The 18,444-nt window shown below is 67.2% G+C and carries 19 protein-coding genes; 11 read left to right on the forward strand and 8 right to left on the reverse strand.

The genetic code is table 11. The features are described from left to right. Positions 1-70 precede the first annotated feature (70 nt). Both metX and metW read left to right on the forward strand, forming a co-directional pair. Entirely contained in the window at positions 71-1,273 is a 1,203-nt protein-coding gene (metX, locus tag WAZ62_RS12030; protein WP_422643760.1) for a homoserine O-acetyltransferase MetX, read from the forward strand. Beyond that, complete coding sequence (gene metW / locus WAZ62_RS12035) at positions 1,270-1,887, forward strand: methionine biosynthesis protein MetW (protein ID WP_422643761.1); 618 nt, start codon at positions 1,270-1,272, stop codon at positions 1,885-1,887. The genes metX and metW overlap by 4 nt, the downstream gene beginning before the upstream one ends. Here the strand turns inward: metW and WAZ62_RS12040 are convergent. Beyond that, positions 1,810-2,619 (reverse strand): class I SAM-dependent methyltransferase, encoded by an 810-nt coding sequence (locus tag WAZ62_RS12040; RefSeq protein ID WP_422643762.1) that lies wholly within the window; start codon positions 2,617-2,619, stop codon positions 1,810-1,812. The two genes, metW and WAZ62_RS12040, sit on opposite strands and share 78 nt — an antisense overlap. 63 nt (positions 2,620-2,682) lie before the next feature. On the opposite strand from WAZ62_RS12040, the gene gloB reads away from it, so the two are divergent. The 3 genes from gloB to WAZ62_RS12055 are packed head-to-tail and all read left to right on the forward strand — an operon-like array spanning position 2,683 to position 4,537. After that, on the forward strand, positions 2,683-3,456 hold the full coding sequence (gloB, locus tag WAZ62_RS12045) for a hydroxyacylglutathione hydrolase (RefSeq protein ID WP_422643763.1): 774 nt from the start codon (positions 2,683-2,685) through the stop codon (positions 3,454-3,456). Further along, a complete protein-coding gene (locus tag WAZ62_RS12050) occupies positions 3,453-4,070 on the forward strand; it encodes a glutathione S-transferase N-terminal domain-containing protein (protein ID WP_422643764.1) in 618 nt (205 codons plus the stop codon). The genes gloB and WAZ62_RS12050 overlap by 4 nt, the downstream gene beginning before the upstream one ends. After that, a complete protein-coding gene (locus WAZ62_RS12055) occupies positions 4,067-4,537 on the forward strand; it encodes a cupin domain-containing protein (RefSeq protein ID WP_422643765.1) in 471 nt (156 codons plus the stop codon). Before WAZ62_RS12050 ends, WAZ62_RS12055 begins: the two co-directional genes overlap by 4 nt. Here the strand turns inward: WAZ62_RS12055 and WAZ62_RS12060 are convergent. The 4 genes from WAZ62_RS12060 to WAZ62_RS12075 form a co-directional block, all read right to left on the reverse strand. Beyond that, the gene (locus WAZ62_RS12060; RefSeq protein ID WP_422643766.1) at positions 4,519-5,145 is read right to left on the reverse strand and encodes a glutathione S-transferase family protein; all 627 of its coding nucleotides are present in this window, start codon (positions 5,143-5,145) and stop codon (positions 4,519-4,521) included. The genes WAZ62_RS12055 and WAZ62_RS12060 overlap by 19 nt on opposite strands. 57 nt (positions 5,146-5,202) lie before the next feature. Then, positions 5,203-6,072, reverse strand: a complete 870-nt coding sequence (locus WAZ62_RS12065; RefSeq protein WP_422643767.1) for a DMT family transporter — start codon at positions 6,070-6,072, stop codon at positions 5,203-5,205. 6 nt (positions 6,073-6,078) lie between these two features. After that, positions 6,079-6,804: an acetoacetyl-CoA reductase gene (gene phbB, locus WAZ62_RS12070; RefSeq protein ID WP_422643768.1), complete on the reverse strand. Its 726-nt coding sequence runs from the start codon at positions 6,802-6,804 to the stop codon at positions 6,079-6,081. An 81-nt stretch (positions 6,805-6,885) separates the two neighbouring features. Continuing rightward, positions 6,886-8,061 (reverse strand): acetyl-CoA C-acetyltransferase, encoded by a 1,176-nt coding sequence (locus tag WAZ62_RS12075; RefSeq protein ID WP_422643769.1) that lies wholly within the window; start codon positions 8,059-8,061, stop codon positions 6,886-6,888. A gap of 240 nt (positions 8,062-8,301) precedes the next feature. On the opposite strand from WAZ62_RS12075, the gene phaR reads away from it, so the two are divergent. Next, complete coding sequence (gene phaR / locus WAZ62_RS12080) at positions 8,302-8,943, forward strand: polyhydroxyalkanoate synthesis repressor PhaR (RefSeq protein WP_422643770.1); 642 nt, start codon at positions 8,302-8,304, stop codon at positions 8,941-8,943. A 48-nt stretch (positions 8,944-8,991) separates the two neighbouring features. On the opposite strand, the gene WAZ62_RS12085 is transcribed toward phaR, so the two are convergent. After that, positions 8,992-9,822, reverse strand: coding sequence for a 23S rRNA (adenine(2030)-N(6))-methyltransferase RlmJ (locus WAZ62_RS12085; protein ID WP_422643771.1), 831 nt, complete (start codon positions 9,820-9,822; stop codon positions 8,992-8,994). A gap of 2 nt (positions 9,823-9,824) precedes the next feature. Continuing rightward, entirely contained in the window at positions 9,825-11,210 is a 1,386-nt protein-coding gene (locus WAZ62_RS12090) for an RsmB/NOP family class I SAM-dependent RNA methyltransferase (protein WP_422643772.1), read from the reverse strand. 300 nt (positions 11,211-11,510) lie between these two features. Between WAZ62_RS12090 and WAZ62_RS12095 the strand changes: the two genes are divergently transcribed. From WAZ62_RS12095 to WAZ62_RS12115, 5 genes are all read left to right on the forward strand, one after another. Next, positions 11,511-11,849: a P-II family nitrogen regulator gene (locus tag WAZ62_RS12095; RefSeq protein WP_109903193.1), complete on the forward strand. Its 339-nt coding sequence runs from the start codon at positions 11,511-11,513 to the stop codon at positions 11,847-11,849. Positions 11,850-11,876: 27 nt separating this feature from the next. Next, on the forward strand, positions 11,877-13,310 hold the full coding sequence (locus tag WAZ62_RS12100) for an ammonium transporter (RefSeq protein WP_422643773.1): 1,434 nt from the start codon (positions 11,877-11,879) through the stop codon (positions 13,308-13,310). 138 nt (positions 13,311-13,448) lie between these two features. Further along, positions 13,449-14,360 (forward strand): cation diffusion facilitator family transporter, encoded by a 912-nt coding sequence (locus tag WAZ62_RS12105; protein ID WP_422643774.1) that lies wholly within the window; start codon positions 13,449-13,451, stop codon positions 14,358-14,360. A gap of 148 nt (positions 14,361-14,508) precedes the next feature. Beyond that, positions 14,509-16,350: a long-chain-acyl-CoA synthetase gene (locus tag WAZ62_RS12110; RefSeq protein ID WP_422643775.1), complete on the forward strand. Its 1,842-nt coding sequence runs from the start codon at positions 14,509-14,511 to the stop codon at positions 16,348-16,350. A 196-nt stretch (positions 16,351-16,546) separates the two neighbouring features. Beyond that, complete coding sequence (locus WAZ62_RS12115; protein WP_422643776.1) at positions 16,547-17,476, forward strand: hydrogen peroxide-inducible genes activator; 930 nt, start codon at positions 16,547-16,549, stop codon at positions 17,474-17,476. Positions 17,477-17,479: 3 nt separating this feature from the next. Here WAZ62_RS12115 and WAZ62_RS12120 read toward each other — a convergent pair whose 3' ends face one another. Further along, the gene (locus WAZ62_RS12120) at positions 17,480-18,403 is read right to left on the reverse strand and encodes a LysR substrate-binding domain-containing protein (RefSeq protein WP_422643777.1); all 924 of its coding nucleotides are present in this window, start codon (positions 18,401-18,403) and stop codon (positions 17,480-17,482) included. Between the last annotated feature and the right edge of the window lie 41 nt (positions 18,404-18,444).

Genomic DNA, 18,444 nt, shown 5'->3' on the forward strand with positions numbered 1-18,444 from the left:
GATGGCAACGGGAACGCAAAGAAAACATTGACTTGCGTGTGCCTGCCGCCTAACCGATTGTGCCTCGATCATGACCATCTTCGCCGAACCCGAAAATCCGGCCCCCGGACCTGAAGCCGAGGCCGGCGCCAGCCTCGCCGCCTCCGCCGGCAAGCGCGCCCTGCTTGGGGTGGACGCGCCCTTGCGGCTCGATTCCGGCGCGACTCTCGGTCCCTTTACCGTCGCCTACGAAACCTATGGCACCCTCGATTCACTGAAATCGAACGCGGTGCTGGTCTGCCATGCGCTGACCGGGGACCATTATGCGGCCTCGACCCATCCGATGACCGGCAAGCCCGGCTGGTGGGGCGATCTGATCGGCCCCGGCAAGGTGATCGATACCGACCGTTTCTTCGTCGTCTGCTCCAATGTCCTCGGCGGCTGCATGGGTACCACCGGCCCGCGCGACACCAATCCGGCGACCGGGCGGCCCTATGGCCTCGATTTTCCGGTGATCACCATCGGCGACATGGTGCGGGCGCAAGGTCTGTTGCTCGATCACCTCGGCATCGAGACCCTGTTTTGCGTCATCGGCGGCTCCATGGGCGGGATGCAGGTGCTGCAATGGGCCTCGGCCTGTCCCGAGCGGGTCTTCGCCGCCGTGCCGATCGCGACCGCCGCCCGCCATTCGGCCCAGAACATCGCTTTCCACGAGGTCGGCCGCCAGGCGATCATGGCCGATCCGGAATGGCGGGGCGGGGCCTATCTCGATGCGGGCACGCGGCCGCGCGCCGGTCTCGCCGTCGCGCGCATGGCCGCCCATATCACCTATCTGTCCGAGCCGGCGCTGCACCGCAAGTTCGGCCGGCGCCTGCAATCGCGTGACCGGTTGGGATTTTCCTTCGACGCCGATTTTCAGGTGGAATCCTATCTGCGGCATCAGGGATCGAGCTTCGTCGAGCGCTTCGACGCCAATTCCTACCTCTACATCACCAGGGCGATGGATTATTTCGACCTGTGGGAAGCCAATGGCGGCTCGCTGCCCAAAGCGTTCGAGGGCACGAGGACCCGGTTCTGCGTCGTCTCCTTCACCTCGGACTGGCTGTTCCCGACGGCGGAGAATCGCAAGATCGTCCACGCCCTGAACGCGGCGGCGGCCAATGTCTCCTTCGTCGAGATCGAGACCGACAAGGGCCATGACGCCTTCCTGCTCGACGAGCCGGAATTCCACAGCACGATGAGCGGTTTCATCTCCTCGGCCTGGGCGGCGCGTCAGAAGGCGGTGCGGGGATGAGCGGGGCCGAATCCATTCGCGTCGACCTCGGCGTCATCGCCGAGATGGTGACGCCGGGCACCAAGGTGCTGGACGTCGGCTGCGGCGACGGCGCCCTGCTGGCCTGGCTGGTGGAGCGCAAGGGCGTCGATGGCCGTGGCATGGAATTGTCGCAGCAAGGCGTCAACGCCTGTGTCGCCCGGGGCCTGTCGGTCATTCAGGGCGATGCCGACACCGACCTCGCCGATTATCCGGCCGGCGCCTTCGATTACGTGATCCTGTCGCAGACCCTGCAGGCGACGCGCAATCCGCGCCTCGTGGTCGAGCAACTGCTGCGCATCGGCCGCCACGCCATCGTCTCCTTCCCGAACTTCGGTTTCTGGAAGGTGCGCACCCATCTGCTGCTCGGCGGCACCATGCCCATGACCTCCTGCCTGGCCGAGCCGTGGTATTCGACGCCGAACATCCACCTCTGCACCATCCGGGACTTTCTGGATATGACGGTCGCGATGGGTGTTTCGGTCGAGCGTGGCCTCGCGGTCAATGGCGACGGCGCGTCACGGCCGATCCGGGGCGCCGGGCGGCTGGCCAATCTTTTCGGCGAACAGGCGGTATTCCAGCTCGCCCGGGGCTGACGCCGCCTGGTGCTCCAGCGACGGCACCAGGGCCTTGGCCTTGACCCGGCCGGTCACCCGCTCGCCCGGCGGGGTCAGGGCGTAGAGGCTCTTGCTCGCCTCGACCAGCAGAAGGCCGGAGAAGCTGGGCCACCAGCGGCTGCCCATCTTTTCCCAGAAAGGCGCCGTGCGGATCAGGAAACGGCGTTTCGTCGGCGGCAGATAAAGCGCGGGATGGCTGTTCAGCGGCTCGAACATCGCCCCGCGCAGGGTCTGTTCGATCTGTGACAGGGAATAGGGCCGGCCGGCGCCGAAGGGTGTCATGTCGAGGCGGGCCCAGATGCCGCGCCGGTTGGGCACCACGGCGATGACCCGGCCTTCCGGCGCCAGCACGCGCCAGATTTCGCGCAGCAGGGGCCGCAGGTCGGTCGCCAGTTCCAGTTCATGGACCAGCAGGATGCGGTCGATCGAGCCATCGGCGAGGGGCAGGGCGGTTTCCTCGGACAGGGCGACCGCCGCCGGCCCCCGGCGCGGCCAGCGTGTCACCCCTTGCGCGCCGCACATCAGGGCGATCACCCGTTCGGCCTCGCCCCGAAAAGGCCGCAGATAGGGCGTCGCATAGCCAAGACCAAGCACGGACATGCCCCGAAGGTCGGGCCAGAGTTCCTTCAGGCGGCGGCGCAACAGCCGACGGGTGACGGCGCCGAGAGGGCTATCGTAAAAGGCACGAAATTCGGTAACGTCCAGCCGCATTTTTGTCCCACCCGGATGCCCGGCATCGTGGCCGATCCGCGTCCTTCTGCCTATAGTGTTCCCATGACCGGCTTCGACATCCAGCTCATCCCGTGTTTCACGGACAATTACGTGCCCCTGGTGCGGGACCCCGCGACGGGCGTCGTGGCCATCGTGGACCCGGCCGATCCCGGCCCGGTGGCCGAGGCGCTGGAGCGGCTGGGCTGGCGGCCGTCGCTGATCCTGAACACGCATCATCACCCCGATCATGTCGGCGGCAACCTCGAGCTGAAGGCGCGCTATGGCCTGACCATCGTCGGGCCTCGGGGCGAGGCCGACAAGATCCCCGGCATCGACCGCGCGGTGGGCGAGGGGGACGCGGTGTCGATCGGCGCGATCACCGGCAAGGTTCTCGACGTGCCCGGCCATACCGCCGGCCATGTCGCCTATTGGTTCGAGCCGGCGGAAGTCGTCTTCGTCGGCGACACGCTGTTCGCCGCCGGCTGCGGCCGCCTGTTCGAGGGGACGCCGCAGCAGATGTGGGCCTCCCTGAACAAGCTGGCCGACCTGCCGGGCCTGACCAAGGTTTACTGCGCCCATGAATATACCGAGGCGAACATCCGTTTCGCCCTCAGCGTCGATCTCGAGAATCCCGCGCTCCGGGTGCGCGAGGTCAGCGTGAAGGCCGCCCGCCGCCTGGGCGAGCCGACGGTGCCGACCACGATCGGCGTCGAACTCGCGACCAATCCTTTCCTGCGCGCCGACCAGCGGACCATCGCCAAGGAACTGAAAATGGGTGACGCGCCGCCGCTCGCCGTTTTCACGGCCCTGCGCAAGGCCAAGGACAATTTCCGATGAGCCGGTTTCGCCTGTGCTGGTCGCTCACCTCGCCCTTCGTCCGCAAGGTGATGATCCTCGCCCATGAGACGGGCCTTGCCGGCGACATCGAATTGCTGGCCAAGAATGTCTGGGCGCCGGATACGGACATCGGGGCGACCAATCCCCTCGGCAAGGTGCCAGCCCTCGTTCTTGATGACGGCACGGTCGTCTTCGACAGTCCCGTCATCCTCGATGTTCTCGACCGCCAGCATGGTGGCCCGTCCCTCATTCCCGCGACCGGCCCGGAGCGGACCCGGGTCCTGACGCTTCAGGCCTTGGCCGACGGTGTGCTCGACGCCCTGGTGCTTCGCCTGCTCGAAGGCCGGCGGCCCGAGGCGGAACGCTCGGCCGCCTGGGTCGAACGCCAGATGCGCGCCGTCGCGCGCGGGCTGGACGCGCTCGAGGATGCTGTGTTCGGCTTCGGTCCGGCGCTCGACGTTGGCCAGATCACGGTGCTGGCCCTGCTCGGCTATCTCGATTTCCGTTTTCCCGCCGACGATTGGCGGGACGGCCGGGCCGCCCTTGCCGGCTGGTTCGAAACGGCGTCGAAGCGCCCGTCCTTCCTCGCGACGCTCCCGAAGGATCCGGTGTGAGCGCCGGCCTCGACGCGGCCGAGGTGATCCGCCGCCTCGGCCTGCAGCCCCATCCCGAGGGTGGTCATTACCGCGAGACCTTCCGTGATGGCGGGCCGGGCCGGGCCTCGTCGACGGCGATCTATTATCTGCTGCAATCGGGCGAAAATTCCCACTGGCACCGGGTCGACGCGGTCGAGGTCTGGCACTGGTACGCCGGCGCGCCGCTCGCCCTGTCGATCTCGCCCGATGGCCACGACATTTCGGGCCATCACCTCGGTCCCGACATTCACCTCGGTCAGCAGCCGCAGGTGGTGGTGCCCGCCTTCGCCTGGCAGGCGGCGGTCAGTCTCGGCCGCTGGACCCTGGTCGGCTGCACCGTCGCCCCCGGCTTCGACTTCGCCGGCTTCGAAATGGCCCCGCCCGACTGGCGGCCGAAACCCCGGCCGAGTTCGCGGCGACGTGGCCCTCACGAAGCGAAACTATAGGCGCCGCCTCTCGCGATGGCCTCCTGATAGGCCGGGCGGGTGTGGATCCGGGCCATATAGGCGGCAAGGCGCGCGTAGGGGCCAAGGAAGCCCAGCGCGCGGGCGACTTCGACGACGAAGATCAGCATGAAGTCGGGGCCTGTCGGCTCCGCGCCCAGGAAATAGTCATTCGCGCCCAGAGCCTCTTCCATGAAGCCCAGATGGTTGGCGACCTCGGACTGGATCCGGGGCATCAGCGGGCCGGCGGCCTCGCCCAGCCGGCTGCAATAGAGCGCCAGCATCAGCGGCAGCATGGCCGAGCCTTCGGCGAAATGGAGCCATTCCTCATAGGCGACCTCGGCCTCGATGTCGGGGCCGAAGCGGCGCTTGCCGTATTTGTTGATCAGATAGGCGACGATGGCGCCCGATTCGGCGACGCGCAGGTCGCCGTCGAAGATCACCGGGCTCTTGCCCAGGGGATGCACCGTCTTCAGGCTTTCCGGCGCCAGGCGAGTCTCGGCGTCGCGGGCATAGGGCACGACCTCATAAGGCACGCCCAGTTCCTCCAGCAGCCAGAGGATGCGCTGCGAGCGCGAATCGTTCAGATGGTGGACTTTGATCACGGACACTGTCGTCTCTCCCTTGGTGTTTTCCGAAGACTAGGGGAGGACGGTGCCGTGGCAAGCCTATCCCTTCCGCCCCGCGAGAATGGCGCCGAGGGTAATGGCGACGCAGGCGACGAAAATGCCGGCGCTCGCCTCGGCCTTGCCGGCCAGGACGAGAAGGATGGTGGAGGTCAGCGGCGTCGCATAGGCGAGGGCGCCCAGAAGGCGCGGGTTACCGCCCTTCATGCCGACATCCCACAGCAGGAAGGCGGCGCCCACGGGGCCGAGGCCGAGGGCGATCAGCGACGCCCAGGCAAGGCCGCCCTCGGGCCAGACGAAACTCTCGAACAACAGGTGACCGATGGCCGCCAGCAGGGCGGTGCCAAGGGCGAAGCCGGCGACGATGCCGCTGGGCACCCCGGCCATGCGGCGCGAGGCGAGGGAATAGGCCGCCCAGGTGACGGCGGCGGCGAGGGCCGCGACATAGCCGCCCATGGCATCCATCGAGAATTGCGCCCGGGGACCGATCAGGAAGACGACGCCGCCAAGGCCCATCAGCGCGCCCAGCACGGGCAGCGGGCGCAGGCGCTCGCCCGGCAGGAAGGCGGTGCCGACGACGATCAGCAGGGGCCACATGTAGTTGACGAGGCTGGCCTCGGCGGGCGGCGCGATGCCGAGGGCGAAAAAATAGAGCGCGTGATAGCCGAACATCCCGCCAAGCCCGATCGCCCAGACCGGCCAGGGCTGGCGATAGAGCGAAAGACCGTCGCCCCGGACGAGATTCATCGCGGCGAGCACGAGACCGCCGATGGCGAAGGTGATGGCGGTCTTCTCGAGCGCGGGGATCTCGGCGAGCGTGGTCAGCAGCGCGAGGGTGGACCAGAGCGCGATGGCCCCGGCCCCGAAAAGCGTCTCGCGGCCACCGGGGCCGCGCGACGTGACAGGCGTCATCCGGGATCAGCCGGCGATATACTGGCCACCGTTCGCAGTGATGGTCGAGCCGGTGATGAAGCCGGCGTCGTCGGCCGCGAGGAAGGTCACGCAGCGGGCGATTTCCTCGGCCTTGCCGAGACGGCCCACCGGGATCTGGCCGATGATCTTCTGCAGCACGGGCTCGGGCACGGCGGCGACCATTTCGGTGTTGATGTAGCCCGGCGCGATCACATTGACCGTGATGCCCTTCGAGGCGTTTTCCTGCGCCAGCGCCTTGGTGAAGCCGATCAGGCCGGCCTTGGCGGCGGAATAGTTGGTCTGGCCCATCTGGCCTTTCTGGCCGTTGATCGACGAGATGTTGACGATGCGGCCGAAGCCGCGGGCCCGCATCCCCTCGATGATCGGACGGGTCATGTTGAACGCCGAGTTCAGATCGGTGTCGATGACCTGGGTCCACTGCTCGAGCGACATCTTGTGCATGACGGCGTCGCGGGTGATGCCGGCATTGTTGACGACGACGTCGACCGGGCCAAGCTCGGCCTCGATACGGGCGAGGCCTTCCTGGCACTCGGCGAAGCTCGCCACGTTCCATTTGTAGACGGCGATGCCGGTCTCGGCCTTGAACTTCGCCGCGGCTTCGTCGTTGCCGGCGTAATTCGCCGCAACCGTGTAACCCGCATCCTTCAGCGCGATGGAAATGGCGTGGCCGATACCACGCGTGCCGCCAGTGACGACCGCAACCCGAGCCATGATGTTCCTCCAATGCCCTAGATTAGTAGTAACGAGTAATGCCGGTCGGGATGGTTCTCCCGACCGGTAAGCCGGTGATGATCAGTCGCGCTCGACCGTCAGGGCAACGCCCATGCCACCGCCGATGCACAGGGTGGCGAGGCCCTTCTTGGCGTCGCGCTTCTGCATTTCGTGCAGCAGGGTGACGAGCACGCGCGCGCCCGAGGCGCCGATCGGGTGGCCGATGGCGATGGCGCCGCCGTTCACGTTCACCTTCGAGGTATCCCAGCCGAGGTCCTTGTTGACCGCGAGAGCCTGGGCGGCGAAGGCTTCGTTCGCCTCGATCAGGTCGAGATCGTCGACGGACCAGCCGGCGGCCTTCAGCGCGGCGCGCGACGCCGGGATCGGGCCCGTGCCCATGATCTTCGGGTCGACGCCGGCCTGGCCCCAGGAAACGATGCGGGCGAGCGGAGTCAGGCCGCGCTTCTTCGCTTCCTCGGCGCTCATCAGGACGACGCCGGCGGCGCCGTCGTTGATGCCCGAGGCGTTGCCGGCGGTGACCGTGCCTTCCTTGTCGAAGGCGGGGCGCAGCTTCGCCATCATCTCGATCGTGGCACCCTTGCGGATGTATTCGTCATCGGAGACGACGATATCGCCCTTGCGGGTCTTGATGGTCACGGGGACGATCTCGTCCTTGAACCTGCCGGCGACCTGGGCGGCCTCGGCCTTGTTCTGCGAGGCGAGGGCGAAGGCGTCCTGTTCCTCGCGGGTCAGCTGCCACTGGCGGGCGACGTTCTCCGCCGTGATGCCCATGTGGTAGCCAAAGAAGGCGTCGGTCAGGCCGTCCTTCAGCATCGTGTCGATGAACTTCATGTCGCCCATCTTGGTGCCGGCGCGCAGGTAAGCCGCGTGCTGCGCCTGGCTCATGCTTTCCTGGCCACCGGCGATGACAACCGCCGAATCGCCGTTCTTCACCGCCTGGAAGCCGAGGGCGACCGCGCGCAGGCCCGAGCCGCACAGCTGGTTGATGCCCCAGGCCGGCACTTCGACCGGCAGGCCGGCGTTGACCGCGGCCTGGCGCGCCGGGTTCTGGCCCTGACCGGCGGAAAGGATCTGGCCGAGGATGACTTCCGACACGTCGGCCGGCGCGACGCCGCTGCGCTTCAGAAGTTCGGTGATGACGGTCTGTCCGAGGACATGGGCCGGCACATCGGCGAAGGAGCCGTTGAAGGAGCCGACCGGGGTGCGGGCGGCGGCGACGATGACGACGTCGGTCATTGTTCTCTCCCAGATTTTGCTGCGGCACCGCACGAGGCCGGCGCCTTCATCTGATATTCGGGCGGCCAGGGCCGTCGCGGGCGCCACATTGCATGACCACCCTACGGCGGTAAACGAGAAATTAGTCGTGTGGCCGCAACCCGCATTGCTGCAGATCAACACTCACGCGGCGCTTGCGTGACGGCACCGCAACAAGCGAGAATGCAGACCGAACGTCCCTCAGAAGTGAATGGTACGGCTGTGGCAAAAAAAACGACCGGCGAGGCTCCCGTCACCATCAAGAAGTACGCCAACCGGCGGCTCTACAATACGGCGACCTCGAGCTACGTCACCCTCGACCATCTGTGCCAGATGGTGAAGAACGGGGAGGATTTCGTCGTCTATGACGCGAAGAGCGGCGACGACATCACCCGTTCGGTCCTGACCCAGATCATCTTCGAGGAAGAGGGCAAGGGGCAGAACCTGCTGCCGATCCGCTTCCTGCGTCAGCTCATCCGCTTCTATGGCGACCAGCTCCAGGGCGTGCTGCCCAATTATCTGGAACTGTCCATGGAATCCTTCTCCAAGAATCAGGAGCAGGTGAAGAGCGTCATCACCGAAGCCTTCTCGGGCAAGAATCCCTTGCGCACCTTCGAGGATCTGGCGCGGCAGAATTTTCAGCTGTTCGAGCGCGCGATCCGCGCCTTCTCGCCTTTCGCGGCGCTTCGCGTCGCCACCGGCGAGGGCGGGGCACCGGGCGAATTGCCGATGTCGCCGCCCGTGCCCGGCTCAGAAGGCGAAATTTCCGCCCTTCGCGCTCAGATCGAGTCCATGCAGCGTCAGCTCGACGGCATCGCCCGCAAGACCGAAGCCGAGAAGCCGGCCGAGCCTGAAGAGGCCTGAGGCCGGACAGGGCGGATCCCGTCGCCGCGCCCCCGGGTGCGGCGACGATCAGTCTTCAAGCGTCTCCCCGGTCAGCCATTCCACCCGCGCCTTGCCGGTGCCGGCGCGGCCCATCATGTCCAGCAGTCGGGGCAGATCCTCGGCCATGGCCGTGTCGAACTGCCAGGGGGGCCGCACGACGATCAGGCCCGATCCCGCGAAACGCGCCGGGTCGTGGTCCGGCTGGGTCAGGAATTCGACCGCCAGCACCTTGGGAATGCCCGACTGACGCAGGCTCTCGTGCAGCCGGTCGGCCGCTTGCCTGCCCTTCACCGGATACCAGCCGATCACGATCGCCGTCGAGGCGCGGCGGGCCGCCATCGCCAGATGGTCGGCCAGCAGGCTGAATTCATCCGCCGCCTCGAAGGGCGGATCGATCAGGACGAGGCTTCGCCCCGTCTTCACCGGCAGGAAGGCGCGCAGGGCGGACCAGCCGTCGCGCCGGTGGACCGCCGCGCGGGGATCATGGGCGACGGCGAAGCGCAGGTCCTCGGCCACCTCTTCCTCGGATTCGCAGGCGATCAGCCGGTCCTCGTCGCGCAGCAGGCGCAGCGCGACGAGGGGCGAACCCGGGTAAAGCATCGGATCCTGGCCCAGCGCCTCGGCGTAGGGCCGCGCCGCGGCGGGCCAGGTCGCGACATCATGCGCCAGCAGGCGGCCGATGCCGTCCCGCCATTCGCCGCCCTCGGCGTCGAGGGCATAGAGCCCGGCGCCGGCATGGCTGTCGATCACCGTGATCGGCGCGGGCTTGGCCTTCAACCGCTCGATGATGAAGGCGAGGGCGAGATGCTTCAGCACATCGCCCGCGTTGCCCGCGTGGAAACCGTGGCGATAGTTCATGGTCAGTCGGAAACCGGCGCGGCGGGCAGGCGCTCCAGCACGGCGGCGAAGAAACCGTCGGTGCCATGCAGGCCCGGGGTCAGCGACAGATAGGGCCCGTCGACCGGCAATGGCCGGGGCGAGCCGATGGCGGCCCAGGCTTCCGTCAGGGGCACGAGGCGGTAATCCGCGTGACGGCCGAGGAAAGCCTCGATCTGCGCGTCGTCTTCCTCGAGCAGGACCGAGCAGGTGGCGTAGACCAGGCGGCCGCCGGGGCGGACGAGGGGGGCCGCGCGGTCGAGCAGCCGGGCCTGCAGCGCCGTCAGGTGGCTCAACTCCTCGGGGCTGCCGCGCCATTTGGCGTCCGGGTTGCGGCGGAAGGTGCCGGTGCCGGTGCAGGGGGCATCGACCAGCACGCGGTCGAAGGCACCTTTCTGGCGTGACAGCCAGCGATCGCCGTCCTCGCCGATGGCATGGCGCGTGACATTGTGCACGTCGGCCCGGCGCAGCCGTGGCACCGCCTGTTCGAGGCGGCGCTCGTCACTGTCGGTCGCGATCAGCCGGCCCTTGTTGGCCATGGTTCCGGCGATCGCCAGGGTCTTGCCGCCAGCCCCTGCACAGAAATCGAGCACACGCTCCCCGGGCCTGGCGCCGAGGATCAGCGCGGCCAGCTGCGACGCTTCGTCCTGCACTTCGACCAGCCCGTCGCGCCAGGCGCGGCTGCGGGCGATCGGCGGCCGGCCGTCGACCCGCAGGCCGATGGGGGAAAGCGGTGTCGGAATGGTGATGATGCCGTCTTCCGCGAGGGCGGCCATGGCGGCGTCGCGGCTGCCCTTAACCGCGTTGGCCCGGAGGTCGAGGCCGGTTTCGCCGCAAAGCGCCTTGGCCTCGCTGCCGAGGCGCTTGCCGAAGCGGGCGGCGAGATGGGGCATCAGCCAGTCGGGCAGATTGGCGGCGACGGCGGGCGGCTGGTCGGGGTGATCCAGCGAATGGCCGACCAATTCGTCCATCGCATGGGCTTCGGGCGTCGGAATGCGCGGCAGATGCTTGCGGATCACGCCTTTTTCCGCGCCTTCGATCAGGGCGAGGGCGGCGACGAAACGGGACATCGGCTGCGGCCGGCAACCGGCCCGCTCCAGCCACCAGTCCAGCTGGGCGCGCCAGCGGATGATGCCGAGGGTGAGCTTGGCGATGCGCGAGCGCATCGGCGGCGGCCATTTGCGCCGGTCGAAGGTGTTCTTCAGCACCTTGTCGGCGGCCCGTCCGCTTTCGACGGCCACGAGGGCGTCGATGACGGCATCGGCGATCTCCGTCTCCGGTTTCAGGCGGGGACGGCGATGGATGGGGCCGGCGGAGCCGGGGGCGCCGGAGCGGGGGGCGCCGGAGCGGGGGGGCCTAGAAAACGTCATGATGCGCGCAACCTAATCGCGCCCGCGATCCGGCGCCATCACTGTTTCTCCCTGGCCCGACCGTGCCCAGACGTGTGTTGGCTAAAAACTGTGCATTGCTGGTCTTTTGTGCAGCATTTTGTCGAAATTGCGACGATAATTGGACGGCGCATAGCCCTGTTGCAGCGCGGAACCCGCCGTGAACCAAAATTGGCACGGTTCTTGAGTTAGACAGTGCCCGGGGTAGCGTGTCCGGCCATCGCCCGCATCGGGCTCGGTCGGGGCTGGCGCGCCCCTGAGGTCAATCGTGAGGGGAAAACCATGAAACTCGTGATGGCCGTCATCAAACCGTTCAAGCTCGATGACGTGCGCGAAGCCCTGGCCGCTGTTGGTGTGCCCGGGCTCACGGTAAGTGAAGTCAAAGGTTTCGGTCGGCAAAAGGGCCATACCGAAATCTACCGCGGTGCTGAATACACCGTGAGCTTCCTGCCCAAGGTCAAGATCGAAGCCGCGGTCGCCGACGAAATCGTCGAGCAGGTCGTCGAGGCGATCCAGAAGGCTGCCCACACGGGCAAAATCGGCGACGGCAAAGTGTTCGTTGTCGACCTTCAGCAGTCCATCCGCATCCGTACCGGCGAAACCGGCCCGGATTCGCTCTGAGTGCGTGCCGACGAGAGGGTCCTTCCCATGAAACTCAACTGGAAACTTCCTCTGCTGCTCGGGGCGGCCGGGGCTGCGCTGATGGTGCCCGAAATGGCCGCCTTCGCGCAGGACGCGGCTGCGCCGGTCGCGGATGCGGTCGCCGCTGCTCCTGAAGCGCCGGCGATGACCGTCGACAAGGGCGACGTGTCCTGGATGCTGATTTCTTCCATCCTGGTGCTGCTCATGACGGTCCCGGGCCTCGCGCTGTTCTACGGCGGCCTCGTCCGTTCCAAGAACATGCTGTCGGTCCTGACCCAGGTCCTCGCCATCACCGCGATCATCTCGGTGATCTGGGTGATCTATGGCTACAGCCTGGCCTTCACCGACGGCGGCTCGATCAATTCCTACGTCGGCGGCTTGTCGAAGCTGTTCCTCGCGGGCGTCGATACCTCGACCGTGGCGGAAACCTTCACCAAGGGCGTCGCCATTCCGGAACTGGCCTTCGTGCTGTTCCAGATGACCTTCGCCTGCATCACCCCGGGCCTGATCGTCGGCGCCTTCGCCGAACGCATCAAGTTCTCGGCCCTGGTGCTGTTCTCGATCCTGTGGGTGACCTTCATCTACTTCCCGATGGCCCACATGGTGTGGTTCTGGGGCGGCCCGAGCGCCTATGACGGCCCGACGGGTCTGATCTTCGGCTTCGGCGCCCTCGACTTCGCCGGCGGCACCGTCGTCCACATCAACTCGGGCATCGCCGCGCTCGTCGGTTGCCTCGTGGTCGGCAAGCGTATCGGCTACGGCAAGGAAGCGATGCCTCCGCATTCGCTGACCCTGACCATGGTCGGCGCCTCGCTGCTGTGGGTGGGCTGGTTCGGCTTCAACGCCGGCTCCAACCTCGAAGCCAATGCCTATGCCGCCCTGGCGTCGGTCAACACCTTCGTCGCCGCTGCCGCGGCCGCGGTGGGCTGGCTCTTCGTCGAATGGATCATCAAGGGCAAGCCCAGCCTGCTGGGCACCGCCTCGGGCGTGGTCGCTGGTCTTGTCGCGATCACGCCGGCCGCGGGCTTCGCCGGCCCCGGCGGCGCGCTGGTCCTCGGCCTTGTCGCGGGCGTGGTCTGCTTCATCGCCGTTACCGCGGTGAAGAATGCCCTCGGCTATGACGACAGCCTCGATGTCTTCGGCGTCCATGGCGTCGGCGGCATCATCGGTGCTCTTGGCACCGGTATCGTGGTCAACCCCGCGCTTGGCGGCGCCGGCATCGTCGATTACTCGACTGCCGACTTCGCGGCCGGCTACCCGGGCCTGGGTGTTCAGGTCCTGGCCCAGCTCAAGGGTGTCCTGGTGACGATCGCCTGGTCGGGCATCGGCTCCTTCATCCTCTACAAGTTCGTCGATCTCGTGATCGGCCTGCGCGTCCCGGCGGATGCCGAGCGCGAAGGTCTCGACGTCGCCGAACACGGCGAGCGCGCCTACAACTGATCCCGGCGGGCGGGGGACTGCCCCGCCCGACCGTCAAGCTGGAAAAGGGAGGCCTCGCGCCTCCCTTTTTTCGTCAGGACGGTGCACAAAGCAGGTGCGACTCCCTACACTGCGGACAGCAACAGGGCAGAGGGAATCATGGCGGGTTCATCGAAGAAGGCGATCGTGGCGGCGGCCATCGGCAATGGCGGCATCGCCGCGACGAAATTCGCGGCCGCCTTCTGGACCGGGTCATCCGCCATGATGTCGGAAGGCATCCATTCCCTCGTCGATGTCGGCAACCAGTTCCTGCTGCTCTACGGCCTGGGCCGGGCGGCGCGGCCCTCGGATTCCCGGCATCCCTTCGGCTATGGCAAGGAGCTTTATTTCTGGTCCTTCCTGGTGGCGATCCTGATCTTCGCGCTGGGCGGCGGGCTCTCGCTTTATGAAGGCGTCCAGGCCGTCATGGCGCCCGGCGAGATGCATGATCCGCTGGTCAATCTCATCGTGCTCGGCGCGGCCATCCTGTTCGAGGCCTATTCCTTCTCGGTCGCCCTTGGCGAATTCAACAAGGGGCGTGGCCGGAAATCCATGATCCGCGCGATCCGCGACACCAAGGACCCCAGCCTCGTCACCGTGCTGCTCGAAGATACGGCGGCGATGATCGGCCTCGTCGTCGCGCTCGCCGGCATCCTGATCGGCTATTATCTGCATTTGCCGGTGTTCGACGGCATCGCGGCGATCGTCATCGGCTGCGTCCTGCTGCTGACCGCCGTCATCCTGGCGGTCGAATGCAAGGGCCTGCTGATCGGTGAAGGCGCCGACCCGCTGGTTCTCGAAGCGATCAGGGCCAAGGTCGCGGCCGATCCGCGGATCGAATCCGTGGGCGAGATCCTCAGCGTCCATTTCGGCCCGCATGATCTGATCATCCTCGCCACCGTCGATTTCCGCGACGGCCTGACCGGCGATGATGTCGAGGGCGCGATCCACGAACTGGCCGCCAGCGTGAAGGCCGCCGAACCCTCGGTGCGGCACTTCTACATCGAGGCCCTGGCCACCCCGCGCGGCTGACGCCGGATCCCCCCTGTCGTTGCTTCCCGTTGCGTAAGGGCCGCGCGGCCCGTCGTGCCGCGCCGCTTCAATGACAAAATGTCACTTGCCACTGGACCCGGGCGACCGAGTTGGGTAAGGAAAATGGCAAACGGGGAGAGAAAACGACATGCTGAACGGTATTCTGAATCTGGCGAAGCGGCTGGATCCGACGGGTCTGGTGGGCCGGACCCAGATGGAGCTGAACTATGTCGAGAGCATGGTCTCCGTGCTCTGGCGGCTCAGTTCCATCCGCCTCGACAGCGACCATACCGTTGTCCAGATGGTCGAGCAGCAGGCGCGCCGGGGCGGCAAGGCCACCGCCATCCTGTTCGAGCGGCAGGCGGTCAGCTGGGCCAGTCTCGACGCCAGGGCCAATCAGGTCGCCCATTGGGCGCAAGGGCAGGGTATCGGCAAGGGCGACGTGGTGGCCCTGATGATGGCCAACCGGCCTGAATTCATCATCACCTGGCTTGGCCTGGCCAAGGCCGGGGCCTGCATCGCCCTCATCAACACCAATCTCACCGGCGGTCAGCTCAACCACAGCCTCGGCGTCGCCGCGCCCAAGGCCCTGATCATCGACGCCGAATATGCCGAGGCGCTGGAGTCGATCCGCGGCCTGATGGAAGTGCTGCCGCCAGTTCACGCCTCCGCCGGCGCGATCCGCGGCGCCGCCGATTTCGATGCCGCCGTCGCCGCCCGGCCGACCGAGGAATTGCCGCGCGACCGGCGCCCCGACCTGATCGCCAAGGACAATCTGTTCTACATCTACACCTCGGGCACCACCGGCAATCCCAAGGCGGCCCAAATCAGCCATTACCGCTTTCTGCAGGCCTGCAACGCCTTCGCCGCCCAGATGGATGCGACGCGCCACGACCGCATGTATTGCGTGCTGCCGCTCTATCATTCGGCGGGCTGCATCATCGCCGTCGGCTCGATGCTCTCGGTCGGTGGCACGGTGATCCTGCGGCGGAAATTCTCCGCCAGCCAGTTCTGGGACGATGTGGTGCGTTACGACGCGACCTGCTTCCAGTATATCGGCGAATTGTGCCGCTATCTCGTGAACACGCCGCCCCATCCGAAGGAGCGCGAGCATCATCTGCGGGTCGCCTGCGGCAACGGCCTGCGGCCGGAGATCTGGCCGACCTTCCAGGAACGCTTCGCCATTCCGCGCATCGTCGAATTCTACGCGGCGACCGAAGGCAATGTCGCCCTGATCAACGCCGACGGCAAAGTGGGGGCGATCGGCCGGATTCCCTTCTATCTGGACCGGGTGTTCAACACGAAGATCATCAAGTTCGACGTCGCGACCGAACAGCCCGTGCGCGATGCCGAGGGGTTCTGCATCGAATGCGCGGCCGACGAGCCGGGCGAGACCATCGGCCTCATCCCCCAGGACCCGAAGAAGGCGGTCGGCCGCTTCGAGGGTTACAAGGGCAAGGCCGAGACCGAGAAGAAGATCCTGCGCGATGTCTTCGCCAGGGGCGACATGTGGTTCCGCACCGGCGACCTGATGCGCCGGGACAAGGATGGTTACTTCTACTTCGTCGACCGCATCGGCGACACCTTCCGCTGGAAAGGCGAGAATGTCTCGACCGCCGAGGTGGCCGAAGTGCTTTCCACCTTCCCCGGCGTGCGGGAGGTGAATGTCTTCGGCGTCCAGGTGCCGAAGTGCGACGGCCGCGCCGGCATGGTGTCCATGGTCGCCGCCGACACTCTCGACCTCCCGGCCCTCGATGCCTATATCGCGAAGAACCTGCCGGCCTATGCCCAGCCCTATTTCCTGCGCCTGCAGGGCGAGATCGAGATCACCGGCACCTTCAAGCACCGCAAGGTCGATCTGGTTAAGGAAGGCTTCGATCCGGGCAGGGTGGCCGATCCCCTCTATATCCGGCATCCGGATCTGGGCGGCATCACCGCCCTGACCCCGGCGCTTCATGCCGACATCGAGGCCGGTCGATTGCGGTTCTGACCAGCGCAGTTAAAAACGAAATTGCAAGTCATTCGCAAAGACGCTACAAACGGGCGGTAACACATCGGCCGGCGTTTCGGCCGGGCGGTAACACATCGGCCGGCGTTTCGGCCGGGCGGTATCCGGCCAGGGAGGCTGGCCGGAAGCCGCGTTGTCCCCCGTTTCGGTCGCCCGTCTCGTCGAAGGAATGACGTCCATGTCGATTTCGCTGCGCCAGATCCGCTATCTCGTCGCCGTCGCCGACCACCAGAGTTTCCGCAAGGCGGCGACGGCGCTGAACGTCAGTCAGCCGGCGATGACCGCCCAGATCCAGTTGCTCGAGCAGTCGCTCGACGGGCTCGTGCTGACCCGCTCGCGCCGGGGCGTCACGCCAACGGCGCTGGGCGAGGCGGTGATCGCCAAGTCCCGCGGTATCCTGGCCGAGGTTGAAGGCCTGCGGGCCCTCGCCGCCGCCGCCGCTGCCCGGCCGCTGCGCCTTGGCGTCATTCCGACCATCGCGCCCTATCTGGGGCCCGACGTCGTCGACCTCGGCGTTTCCTATGCCGCCGAGGGGCTGGAACTGATCGAAGGGCGGACGGGCGAGCTTGTCGCCGCGTTGCGCGCCGGCACGCTCGACGCCGCGCTCCTCGCCCTGCCGCAGATCGGCGTGCTGGGCCGCGATCTCGAAACCGCGGTGGCCTTCGCCGAGCCGTTCCTGGCCCTGCTGCCCCAGGCCGACCCGCTGGCGGCTTTGGCCGAGGTCTCGGTCGAGGCGCTCGCGGATCGTCCCCTCCTGCTGCTCGAGGAAGGCCATTGCCTCGCCGATCAGGCGCTCAGCCTGTGCGATGACGGTCAGCTCCGGGCGCCGATGCGGGCATCGTCCCTGTCCACCCTGGCGCGGCTCGTCGGGCGGGGCAGGGGGGTGACCCTGCTGCCGGCCATGGCCGTCGCCGTCGAGAGCCATCTGGGTGACGGCACCGTCGTTCGCCGCCTGCCCGAGCCGGCGCCGGGCCGCACCATCGGCATCGTCTGGCGCAAGGGCGCCACTGGCGAGCGCTGCTGGCGCCGCCTGGCCCAGGGGCTCGCGCGGTTGAAGCCCGAGGTCGAAACGGGCTTCGTCTCCGGCCTGCCGATGGCGGCGGAGTAAGTCTCAAGGCACCGACGGCGGCTTCAGTTTGAGGGCCGCCGTCGCCCGGGCTTCCTTTTCCATGAAACGGAACAGGCTGCGCAGCTTGGGCCGGGCCGAGGCTTCGGGCCGGGCCACCAGCCAATAGGAAAAGCCCGACGGCACCTCGACCGGGAAGGGCGCCACCAGCCGGCCGAGGGCGATGTCGTCGGCGATCATGGCGACATCGCCGATGGCGATGCCAAGACCCTGCTCGGCCACCCGCAGGGCCATGTCCAGAATGGTGATGACCTGAGCCCGCTCGCCCGTCACGCTGTCATGGCCGACCACCTGCAGCCACAGCCGCCAGTACCGCCGGTCCGGCACCGTGTCGATCAGCGTATGGCGCGCCAGGTCCTGGGGCGTCTTCAATGGCCGCTCCGGGTCATCGATCAGACGCGGGGCGGCCACCGGCACCAGCCGCTCCCCCGCCAGCTTCAGGGCGTGCAGCCCGGGCGGCGGCGTCGCCCCGTAATGGACGCCGGCATCGAAACCCGCGAGATCGGCGATATCGTCGGTGGTGATGGTCAGGCGGGCGTCGATGCGCGGGTGTTCGGCCTGGAAGCGCGGCAGGCGCGGCATCAGCCAGCGCATCCCGAACGAGGGCGGCGCCCCGATCGACAGGCGGAAGGGATCGTCCCGCAGCGACGCCGAAGCCTCGGTCATCTTCACGAAGCAATCGGTCAGCACCGGCAGGAACTTGTCGCCTTCCTCGGTCAGCGAAACGCCGGTCGCGAGGCGGTGAAACAACTCGATCCCCAATTGCCCTTCGAGCAGCTTGATCTGGCGCGAGATCGCGCCTTGCGTCACGCCCAGTTCCTCCGCCGCCCTGGAAAAGCTGCGCAGCCGGCCCGCCACCTCGAAGGCGCGCAGGGCATTCAGCGACGGCAATTGGCCGCGGCCGATCATCGCCCGTCTCCCGCAGGTGCGAGAGGCATGAGGAAAACTGA

Origin of the sequence: Zavarzinia sp. (assembly GCF_049306435.1) — a bacterium.
Classification (GTDB): domain Bacteria; phylum Pseudomonadota; class Alphaproteobacteria; order Zavarziniales; family Zavarziniaceae; genus Zavarzinia.